The following is an 11233-nucleotide window of genomic DNA, read 5'->3' as shown; positions in this document are numbered from 1 at the left end:
GTAGGTCAAAGGGGGGCAGGGGGAGCAGGGGGGCACCCGGATCGCTGCCTTCGTCGTCAGCGTCCATGGCGTCGTCTTCGGCCTGGGCCCAGAACAGCCGGTCAGGCACGATATTGCCCATGCCGGGGTGAAAGCCGGCGTCCAGGCTGTGGTCGAGGTAGGTCAGGGCTTCGGCCGTGGCGGCCTGGAGGTTGTGGCCGTTGGCCAGCAGCGCCGTCAGGGCGGCCGTCAGCGTGTCGCCGGCGCCGGCAAACACCGCCTCGAAACGCTCGAATTTTTCGCTGTAGAGAATGGCCTGTGGCGTGGCCAGCACGTTGTCAATGAACTGGTCGGGCAGGGGCACGCCGGTCACCAGCGTGTACGGCACCCCGAACTCGGAAGCGGCCTTGGCGATATCACGTGCCGACGGGCTCTTGTCACCGGTCCAGTCCGGCAGCAGCCAGCGCCACAGGCTGCTGTGGTTGCCCACCAGCACCGTGGTTTGCGGCAGCATCAGTTCACGGAAAGCGTCGAGGTAGCTGTCGATCGCCTCTTCTTCCCACCATGACAGGTTGGGCATGTAGGCTATCAGCGGTACATCGGCATAGTCCGACGCAATTTCCGCGATCGCGCTGATGGTTTCCGGGCTTCCGACAAAACCAACCTTGATGGCGGCGACCGGCATGTCTTCCAGCGCCGTGCGGGCCTGCTCGGTGACTGCCTCTTCATCAAAGGAAACATGATCGAAAATTTCGGCCGTATCACGCACATAGGCCCCGGTGACGACCGCCAGCGCATGGGCGCCGGCGGACGTGATGGCGCTGATGTCGGCCGTCAGGCCGCCAGCGCCGCTGGGGTCATTGGCGTTGAAGCTCATCACGCAAGCGGGAGAGGTTTCGCTGTCCTCTGTTTCCATTTGCGGGGTATCCAGAGGAGTGGGGGTGGGGTTTGCCATAGGGCTGGAATTTTGCCTCGTAAGCGAATAAGCAACGCCGCCTCGATACAATTGTTGCATTCTATTCGAAGGCAACTTAAGCTGTGACTCAATCAATGACCTGGATGTGTTTAATTTGTGGGTGGATTTATGACGAAGCAACCGGCGCGCCGGAACATGGCATTGCGGCGGGCACGCCCTGGGCCCAGGTGCCGATGAACTGGACCTGTCCTGAATGCGGTGCGCGCAAGGAAGACTTCGAAATGGTTCAAATCTGAATGGCCGAGCCAGGTGTCTAAACAAAAACGCGCAGTGGGCAGTGCCGGGCCGGCGGCGCGGTTCAAGGAGCACAGTCAGTGAGTATTACCAGTTCGGGTCTCAAGGTCTTGGTCATCGACGACAGCAACACGATCCGGCGCAGCGCGGAGATCTTCCTGAAGCAGGGCGGCCATGAGGTCCTGCTGGCCGAGGATGGTTTTGACGCGCTCTCCAAAGTCAATGACTACCTGCCCGACCTGATCTTCTGCGACATCCTGATGCCTCGTCTCGACGGCTATCAGACCTGCGCCATCATCAAGCGCAACCCGAAATTTTCCAATGTGCCGATTGTGATGCTGTCTTCCAAGGACGGTGTTTTCGACAAGGCAAGAGGCAGGATGGTCGGCTCGCAAGACTACCTGACCAAACCATTTACCAAAGACCAGTTGCTGCACACCGTTCAGGAGCTGGGTAGCGCAAAACAAGGAGTAGCGTGATGGCGATTAAAAAGATTCTGATTGTGGATGACTCTAAAACGGAGTTGATGTTCATGACCGACCTGCTGGGCAAAAAAGGGTTTGCCGTGAAAACCGCCGAGAACGCGGAAGACGCCTTTCGTCGGCTGGCCGAGGAAAAGCCCGACCTGATCCTGATGGACGTGGTGATGCCCGGGCAAAATGGTTTCCAGCTGACGCGCGCCATTACCCGGGACCCGCTGTACGCAGACGTGCCCATCATCATGTGTACCAGCAAAAATCAGGAAACCGACCGCGTCTGGGGCATGCGGCAGGGCGCCAAGGACTACATCACCAAACCGGTGGATGCTGACGACCTGATGGCCAAAATCAAGGCGCTGGGCTGATCCCGCACCGATCCCGCTAAAGCATGGCCAACCGACAAGCACTTAGAGAACTGCAAAGCCGTCTCGCCGACAGGCTGAAGGCGGCCAAGACCCAGGGTGTTTCGGCGTCCTGGCTGGCCGTTGAGGCAGGGGGCGGGAAATACCTCTTCCCCCTGAATCAGTCCGGAGAAATCTTTCCCTGGGTCAGTGCCCAGAATGTGCCCTACACGCAAGCCTGGTTTGCCGGGGTGGCCAATCTGCGTGGTGGCCTCTACGGTGTGGTGGATCTGGCGAGTTTTGTGACCGGCAAAATGCCACCGGCGCGCAGTGAGCTGGCGCGCACCGAGTCGCGGCTGGTGGCGCTCAACAGCGCTCTGGAGATCAATTGCGCCTTGCAGATCGACAAGCTGGCCGGCCTGCGCAATCCGGAAGCGTTCACGGACTTTGCCGAAAGATCGTCGGACGCGCCGGAGTTTTTCGGCCACAGCTATGTGGATTCGAACGGTGTGCATTGGCAGGAAATCAATCTGCAGTTGCTGGCGCAACAAGCCCATTTTTTGACCATCAGCGCCTAGCGCTATCACGTTTTTCCCGGAAGGCTCACCATGTCTGTTGTCGAAAATATTCAGAAGCTGTTCAAAACAAAGTCTGCGCCGCCCGAGGACAGCATGGATGGTGTCTCTCTGGACATGTCGGTGGATCCCCTGGCAACGGGGGCCATGGACGCTTCGGGTGGTTCGGCCGCCATGGCGCGCCTGGGTGACGGTCCGGAAAGCCAGTCCGCCGAGGACGGTTCAGAAAATGTCGAAACGCTGGCCTTGCCGGTCCTGGGCCGGCGGTCCATGGGCGAGCACCAGCGGATCCTGGTGATCTTGCTTGCTTTCGCGGTCGTGGTGCTCGGTTCCGTGACTTTTGTTGCACTGAACCAGGCGGACAGGGTCGCGCAGCAGGTGGCCGCCACCGGGCAGTCGCTGATGCAGTCGCAGCGGCTCGCGAAGTCCGTGTCCCAGGCTCTGGTGGGCAGTGCCCAGGCTTTCCCGGACGTGCGTGAAAGTTCTGACGTTCTGGCCAAAACCGTGCGCGGCCTGAGGTCGGGCGATGAGTCCCTGCGCCTGGAACCGGTCGCCGATCCCCTGCAGCCGGATGTCGACACCGTGACGCCGCTGATGGAACGCGCCGAGAAAAATGCATCAACCGTGATGGCCCAGCAGGCGATTTTGACGCAGGTGGGTAACGCGCTGCGCACCATCAACCGGCAGTCGTCGGATCTGCTTGAAATTGCCGAGACGGTGTCTTCGCTCAAGCTCCAGCAGAACGCGGCGCCCGCAGAAATTTCTGCGGCCGGCCAGCTGGTGATGTTGACCCAGCGTATCGGTAAATCCGCCAACGAATTCCTGACAATGGAAGGCGTGAGTCCCGAAGCCGTTTTCCTGCTGGGCAAGGATTTGAACTCGTTCAAGGAAATTGCACAGGGCCTGCAGGAGGGTAGCCCCGAGCTCCGTCTGGCGGGTTCCAAGGACCCGCAGACCCGCGAACGGCTTGAGGCGCTGATGGCGCTGTATGAGCAGACCCGCGTGCAGGCCGGTGCGATTCTGGGCAACTTGCAGGGTCTGGTGTCGGCTCGTGAGGCCCAGGCGTCGATCATTGCCGACAGCGAGCCTTTGCGCCGGGGTCTGGAAGACATCCAGGGCAAGCTGTCGTCACAAACCGGTTTGGGTGTCGGCGCGCTGGCGACGCTGGCTGCTGCTGCTGCCTTTGCACTGCTTTGCGCGGCAGGCCTAGCCCGTTTGCAGGTGCTTGACAGCCGGCAGCGCCAGGGTGTTGCGGAAAATCAGCGGCTGGAAGCCAAAGGCATGGAGCAGGACGCCAAGCGCGTCAATGACGCCAACCAGGCCGCCATTTTGCGATTGATGAACGAGTTGCAGACAGTGGCTGAAGGTGACTTGACCCAGGAAGCGACCGTGACCGAAGACATCACCGGCGCCATTGCTGACTCGGTGAACTACACGGTGGAAGAGTTGCGCCAGCTGGTAGGTAACGTGCAGAACACGGCAACCCGGGTGGCGCAAACCACGGCCCAGGTGGAAAGCACTTCGACCGAGCTGTTGGCAGCGTCCACCGAGCAGCTGCGGGAAATTCGCGAAACCGGCCAGTCGGTGCTCGACATGGCGACCCGAATCAACCAGGTGTCCACCCAGGCCCAGGAATCTTCCCAGGTGGCGCGTCAATCGCTGACCGCCGCCGAATCGGGTTTGCAGGCGGTGCAAAACGCCATTGGCGGCATGAACTCCATCCGCGACCAGATCCAGGAAACCTCCAAGCGGATCAAGCGACTCGGTGAGTCTTCCCAGGAGATTGGCGAGATCACCGAACTGATTTCGGACATTACCGAACAGACCAACGTGCTGGCGCTCAACGCGGCCATTCAGGCCGCGTCCGCTGGTGAAGCCGGCCGCGGATTCTCGGTGGTTGCCGAGGAGGTGCAGCGACTGGCTGAGCGTTCCGCAGATGCCACGCGCCAGATTTCTGCGCTGGTGAAAGCCATTCAGACCGATACACAGGATGCGGTGGCCGCCATGGAGCGCTCCACGCAGGGTGTGGTCGAAGGGGCCAAACTGTCGGACAGCGCCGGTACCGCACTGTCCGAAATTGACCTGGTGTCACGCCGGCTGGCTGATCTGATTGAGCAGATTTCCGACTCGGCTTCCAGAGAGGCGGAATCGGCCAACGTGGTGGCCGGCAACATCCAGCACATTTTTGCGGTGACCGAGCAAACCGGAGAAGGCACGCGATCCACTGCGCAGCAGGTGCGGGATTTGTCCCGCATGGCCGAAGAACTCAGGCAGTCCGTCTCGCGATTCAAGATCGCCTGACGCATCGCTGATTTTTTCCTGTCCGTGACCTCCGATTTCTGAACCGGCCTGCCATCTATGCAATCGAATGCTCCGAATTCATCTCCTGCCGAACTCGACCTGGCCGTGAATGATCTGGGTCCATTGGCGTGGGTGCTGGACGAACTTCGAAAATCCCTGGACGGCGCTGCCAAGGCCCTGAAGCGGTTCGTGCGTGACGCCGAATTGGCACGTGGCTCCGACCTCGCGGCCCTTGACGCCAGCCAGTTGCGTATCGCACGTCAGCAGTTGCACCAGGCCGTGGGTGCGCTGGAGATGGTTGGGTTGGGTGCCCCCGCGCTGTTGCTGCGCGCGATGGAGGCCGCTGTGCAGCGGTTTGTCCAGCGGCCGGAGCAATGTAGTCAGGAGGCGGCGGCCAAGGTCGAACAGGCCAGTTTCGCCTTGACCGAATACCTCGAAGGGGTGCTGGCCGACAAGCCGGTGTCTGCCGTCTCGCTGTTCCCCCAGTACCGTGATGTTCAGGGGCTGGTCGGTGCGGACCGCATTCATCCGGCCGATCTCTGGATGTATGAATGGCGCTGGATGGACCCGGCGCTGGCGGTCACCGTTCATGCAGCCGCTTACGATGATGCGTCGAGGCAGTCGCTGGACCAGTTGATCCTGAAAATCATGCGTACGGGCGACCCGCAGGCCGCACAGAGCTTCAGGGATATGTGCTTGGGGTTTGCCCAAGCCGAGTCTGCGGGCGAGCCCCGGGCTTTCTGGAAAATCGCAGCCGGTTATTTTGAAGCGCTGGCTTATGGTTTGCTGAAGGTGGATCTCTACGTCAAACGCGCCGCATCGCGCGTGCTTCTGCAATATGCGTCCTTTGCCAAGGGCGGCACCGATGCGTCGGACAGACTGGCCCAGGATCTGCTGTTTTTTTGCTCGCAGGCCGTGGCGGCCCATGCTGCCGATACGCCTGTCCTGTCGGCCATTCGCGCCAGCTACGGGCTGACCCGGTTCAAGCCGGTTGACTACGAGGCGGTCCAGTTTGGCCGTTTCGACCCCGCGTTGCTCGCCCAGGCCCGCAAACGGATTGTTTCGGCCAAGGAAACCTGGTCCTCGCTGACGGCGGGGGACGTGAGCAAGTTCAAGACGCTGGCTGACCAATTCAGTCTGGTGACCGACTCCCTGGTCAAGTTGCATCCGCCCAGTGAGCCGTTGGCCACTGCGCTGTCGCAGGTGATTGACGCGACGGTTCGCTCCGGGCAGGCGCCTCCAATCGAGCTGGCGCTGGAGGTGGCCACGGCCGTGCTCTACCTCGAGGCTGCTTTTGAGGACCTGGATCCCGCCGATCCGCAACTGGCGATCCGGACGGCCCGGCTGGCCCAGCGGCTCGACAGCGCGCGAAGCGGTGGCCAGGCACAGCCGCTTGAATCGTGGATGGAAGAGCTGTACCGGCGCGTCAGCGACAAACAAACCATGGGCAGCGTGGTCGGCGAACTGCGCATTTCGCTGAGCGAGCTTGAAAAATCGCTGGATGTGTTCTTCCGCAACCCCCAGGAAAAAACGGCTCTTGTCGCGGTTCCGGGCCAGCTCTCACAGATGCGCGGTGTGTTGTCCGTGCTGGGGCTGGATCAGGCCGCTCAGGCGGTACTGCGCATGCGCGAGAGTGTGGAGCAGATGCTGGTGACCGAAGTGGACGAACAGCTGGCGCGTACTTCCGGAACCTTCGAGCAGCTGGGCAACAACCTCGGCGCATTGAGCTTTCTGATCGACATGCTCAATTACCAGCCTGCACTGGCAAAAAAGCTTTTTGTGTACGACGATGTCAAGGGCGAACTCAAGCCCTTGATGGGGCGCATTCACACCGCGCAGGATGTAGCCGCAGCGGTAACGGTCAACAACGAGTTGTCCCAGGAGGTGCTGTCCGTTGTTCAGGATGCCCAGGCAGGCGATTCCGCCGAAAGTCTGAGCGTCAAGCTCGATGTTCTGGCAACCCATGCGGCGCTGGCTGACCAGCCTGCACTTGCCCAGACCGCCCGTGATGTTGCTCTGGCCGTTACCGGCCAGGGCCCGCAGTCCAATGCCGGTTCCCTGACCAGTCTGGTGGCCGCTGCTGCACCGGTTGCTGCGCCAGAGGTTGCCCCGGCGGGATCGGCCACCGGCGCCGACGATTTCGAGGAAGACGACTTGCGCGACATCTTCCTGGAGGAAGCGCGCGAAGTGGCCGGCCATGCGCAGGCTGCGCTCGCCGCCTTGGCCATTGAGCCGGGAGACATCGGCGAATTGACCATATTGCGTCGGGCTTTCCATACGCTCAAGGGCAGCTCCCGCATGGTCGGGCTCAACGAATTTGGTGAAGCCGCCTGGGCCATGGAGCAAATGCTCAATGGCTGGCTGGCCGAGCAGAAGCCTTCAAGTGAAGAGTTCCGGACATTGTGCGTGCAGGCCATGGACGGGTTTGCTGCCTGGATCGAGGACATCGCCTCCAGCCGTGAGACGCCGTGGACGTCCTCCGCATTTCGTGCCGGTGCCGATGCGATGCGGGAGCAGGGGCGTTTCAGCCCGATCCAGCAGCCTGCTGTGCCGCAGGCGCCTGCTGCAGCGAGTGTCGCTTCTCCTGTTGCGCAAGGGCAGGACCTGGCCTCTTTGCCAGTGGTGCAGGGCACGGATCTGGATTTCGATTTCGTGATGGATCTGCAGCCCGCCGCGCCGGTGGCCCCAGCGCTGGCGGATATACAGGGTATCGACTTTGACAGCCTGGCGGCCTTGTCAGGACCCGCTGCAGACCTGCCGATCGCAGCGCAGGCTGCTCCTTCAGAAATCGTGTTTGAGCTGGACTTCGCTGATCCGGCGCCCGCTGAACAGGCCGAACCGCTGGAATTGTCGGCCAGTGATTTTGACGTGCATTTTCTGGGTCAGCCTGCCGTGGAGGACGAGCCTGTTCGGGCTTCGGCGGCCCTGCCCGAATCGGCGGTGACAGGTGTCACGGATGATTTTGTCTTTGCCGTGCCGGAGCACCTTGAGATCCCGCCCACAGCGACTGCGCGGGAAGAGGCGCCGACTGCATCCTTCGAGAATCCTTCCGACGACGCGTTATCCGGCGAAACGGCTGGGGATGAACAGATCAAGGTGATCGGGTCGTTGCGTATTGGCATTCCGCTCTACAACGTATACCTCAATGAAGCTGACGAATGGTCACGCCGGCTGGTCACCGAGGTCACGGAATGGACAATGGAGCGCGACCGCCCCATTGGCGATTCCACGCTGGCGCTCACCCATTCGCTGGCAGGCAGTTCGGCGACGGTTGGATTCGAAGCCCTGTCTGAAATGGCACGCGCGTTGGAGAACGCCTTGCAGCAGACGCAAAGCCAGCATGGGAAAAGCAGCGGCAGGCACAACCGGCTGTTCATTGATGCAGCGGAAGACATCCGGCGCCTGCTGCATCAGTTTGCAGCCGGCTTTCTCAAGCAGCCGGATTCCGGGATTCTTCAGGCATTGCGGGCAATTGATTTTGACGACGAAGCCAGTGAGGCTTCCATGGTCATCCCCAGCCCGGAGGCTGCTGAAAGTCCCGCGGCATTGCAGGAAGCAGTTTCTGCAGCGGCCCCTCCGGCAGCGCCAGTGTCGCCTGCCGGCGTTCCGCCCACGGGCACGGTCATTCCTGCACAGGAACGTTCCCTCTCGGTGACCGTCAAGGTCGTGCCCGCTGCCCCTGTTGCCGCCGCGCCCGCTGCGGTGCCGGTGGCACTTGCCATCCCTGCGGCTGTGCCGGTTGCAGCGGCTGCATCGTTTGCGTCCGCAGCGTTCAGTGAAGACATGGATGACGAGATCGACGCGGTCGACGCCATCGATCCGGATCTGTTTCCGATCTTCGAAGAAGAAGGTGCCGAGTTGATGCCTCAACTGGGCGGCGCCCTGCGGCAATGGTCGGCCCGTCCCGACAACCATGGCGCACGCAACGAAGTGTTGCGGGCCCTGCACACCCTCAAGGGCAGTGCACGTCTGGCGGGCGCCATGCGGCTTGGCGAGATGGCCCACCGCATCGAGTCGGACATTGAGCATATGGGCTCCGATGCCGCCGCCTCGCAGGATTTTGATTCGCTGCTGACCACTTTTGACGCGATGCAGGCCAATTTTGAGGCCCTGCGCCATCCCGGCGAGGCAACCCAGGCGCTGGAAGCACTGGCACCACTTTCCCCTGCCGCCGAAGCGGCGGGTGCTCCGGTACCGGATACCCAGGAGACGGCCGGGGCGTCGCAGTCCGTGCCCGCCGTTCCAGCCGAGCCGGGCTCGCGCAAAGTCATGATGTCCATGGCCCAGGCCACCGCACTGCAACCTTTGCGTCCGGCGGCTTCGGGTTCGATACGCGTGCGTTCACAGCTGCTGGACCGCATGGTCAACCAGGCCGGCGAGGTGATGATCACGCGGTCGCGCCTGGAAGCAGAACTGAACCAGTTGCGCGGCTCGCTCAACGATTTGAGCGGCAACTTGAACCGCCTGCGTGCGCAGCTGCGGGACGTGGAAATGCATTCTGAAACGCAGATGCAGTCGCGCCTGCAGCAGGCCAAGGAAGCGCAGCTCGGTTTTGACCCGCTCGAGTTCGACCGTTTTACGCGCGTGCAGGAGCTGACCCGCATGATGGCCGAGTCGGTCAACGACGTGGCGACCGTCCAGCGCACCTTGCAGCGTACGGTGGAGGCGACCGAGGACGATCTGATCGCCCAGGCACGCCAGACGCGCGAATTGCAGCGCGATCTGCTGCGCACCCGCATGGTGGAGTTTGAGGGTATTTCCGAGCGCCTGTATCGCGTGGTGCGCCAGGCCTCGAAGGAAACCGGCAAGCAGGTCCGGCTGGACCTGCAGGGCGGCACGATCGAGATGGACCGCGGCATGCTGGATCGCATGACGCCGGCGTTCGAACACCTGCTGCGCAACTGTGTGGCCCACGGCATTGAAGATATCCAGACCCGCACCGACGCGGGCAAGGACCCCAGTGGCCTGATCACCGTGAGCCTGCAGCAGTCGGGCAATGACGTGTCGGTCGAATTCCGCGATGACGGCGCCGGCCTCAACCTGGAGCGTATCCGGGAGAAGGCAACGGCCTCTGGCCTGCTGGCTCCGGGCCAGCAGATCGGTGACGATGAGGCGGCAAACATGATTTTCATGCCGGGTTTTAGTACGGCGTCGCACGTGACCGAGCTTTCCGGCCGGGGTATCGGCATGGACGTGGTGCGCTCCGAGGTCAACGCCTTGGGCGGCCGGATTGAAACCAGCACTGTCGCCGGCAAGGGAACCAACTTCAAGCTGGTGCTGCCCCTGACCACGGCGGTGACGCAGGTGGTGATGTTGCGCGCTGGCTGCTCTTCTGTCGGTGTGCCCGCGAACGTGGTCGAAACCGTGCGCCGGATTTCGGCGAAGGATTTGCAGCAGGCCTACAACAGCGGCGTGCTCGATGTCGCCGGCGAAGCGGTCCCGTTTTTCTGGTCAGGTGCCTTGCTGCAGGCCTCCCGCATGAGCAGCGAGCCCCAGGGTAAAACCGCTCCGGTCGTCATTTTCCGAAGTGCCGCGCAGCGGCTGGCCCTGCACGTCGACGAGGTGCTGGGCAACCAGGAGGTGGTGGTCAAAAACCTGGGCCCGCAGCTTTCACGCTTGCCGGGTCTGGCGGGCATGTCGGTGCTGGCCTCGGGCGCCGTTGTCCTGATCTACAACCCCGTCGCACTCGCATCGGTTTACGGGCAGCAGGCGCGCGCCTGGAGCTCCGACAGTGCCGAGCCGCACATGCTCGAGCAATTGGGCGCTGCCGACGGGCGCGGTTTGTCCGTCTCCTCGCCCGTCCCGGCGACGCCGCAGATTCCGCTGATCCTGGTGGTGGACGATTCGATCACGGTGCGGCGCGTGACTCAGCGCCTGCTGCAGCGTGAGGGTTATCGGGTCTCCATGGCTGCCGACGGCCTGCAGGCGCTGGAACGCCTGCAGGATGAGCGTCCCACGGTGGTTCTGTCCGACATTGAAATGCCGCGCATGGACGGATTTGACCTGGCGCGCAACATCCGCGGCGATGTCCGTCTGAGCGATTTGCCGATCATCATGATCACTTCGCGCATTGCCGAGAAGCACCGCGAACACGCCAAGGAACTCGGGGTCGATCATTACCTGGGCAAACCTTATGCCGAAGATGAGTTGCTCAGCCTGATTCGCCACTATTGCAGCGCAGAAGCCGCAGTTTCATAAAGGGCGGATTCAAGTACGAAGTGCAACGTTCAGAAATAGGGTGGGCCAAGAGTCAATAGGATGGGCTCTTTGTGACCAGCCAGTCTCAACGAAGCACCATGACCTACAAACACTTGACCCGAGAAGAACGATACCAAATTCACGTACTCA

At 62.0% G+C, this 11233-nt stretch carries 7 protein-coding genes; 6 read left to right on the top strand and 1 reads right to left on the bottom strand.

Annotated features, from left to right (window positions below; translation table 11 throughout):
- Nucleotides 1-895 (bottom strand): bifunctional hydroxymethylpyrimidine kinase/phosphomethylpyrimidine kinase (locus tag B7G52_RS22215; protein WP_240523585.1); only part of this gene is annotated, 895 nt, incomplete at its 3' end.
- Between the two features lie 122 nt (nt 896-1017).
- On the opposite strand from B7G52_RS22215, the gene B7G52_RS22210 reads away from it, so the two are divergent.
- The 6 genes from B7G52_RS22210 (at nt 1018) to B7G52_RS22185 (ending at nt 11083) form a co-directional block, all read left to right on the top strand.
- Nucleotides 1018-1191 carry a rubredoxin gene (locus B7G52_RS22210; protein ID WP_096671274.1) on the top strand — a complete coding sequence of 58 codons (174 nt, stop codon included), beginning with the start codon at nt 1018-1020 and terminating at the stop codon, nt 1189-1191.
- A gap of 78 nt (nt 1192-1269) precedes the next feature.
- Nucleotides 1270-1668, top strand: a complete 399-nt coding sequence (locus B7G52_RS22205; RefSeq protein WP_096699843.1) for a PleD family two-component system response regulator — start codon at nt 1270-1272, stop codon at nt 1666-1668.
- A complete protein-coding gene (locus B7G52_RS22200; RefSeq protein ID WP_096671278.1) occupies nt 1668-2033 on the top strand; it encodes a response regulator transcription factor in 366 nt (121 codons plus the stop codon). Before B7G52_RS22205 ends, B7G52_RS22200 begins: the two co-directional genes overlap by 1 nt.
- Before the next feature lie 23 nt (nt 2034-2056).
- On the top strand, nt 2057-2587 hold the full coding sequence (locus B7G52_RS22195; protein WP_096699842.1) for a chemotaxis protein CheW: 531 nt from the start codon (nt 2057-2059) through the stop codon (nt 2585-2587).
- A 30-nt stretch (nt 2588-2617) separates the two neighbouring features.
- Nucleotides 2618-4885: a methyl-accepting chemotaxis protein gene (locus B7G52_RS22190; RefSeq protein WP_096699841.1), complete on the top strand. Its 2268-nt coding sequence runs from the start codon at nt 2618-2620 to the stop codon at nt 4883-4885.
- Between the two features lie 57 nt (nt 4886-4942).
- The gene (locus tag B7G52_RS22185) at nt 4943-11083 is read left to right on the top strand and encodes an Hpt domain-containing protein (protein ID WP_096699840.1); all 6141 of its coding nucleotides are present in this window, start codon (nt 4943-4945) and stop codon (nt 11081-11083) included.
- Nucleotides 11084-11233: the final 150 nt, after the last annotated feature.

Source organism: Polaromonas sp. AER18D-145 (assembly GCF_002379095.1).
In the GTDB taxonomy this organism is placed as follows: domain Bacteria; phylum Pseudomonadota; class Gammaproteobacteria; order Burkholderiales; family Burkholderiaceae_C; genus Polaromonas.
Note: the sequence above shows the minus strand (reverse complement) of the source record. Positions and strands in the feature narration are given on the sequence as shown.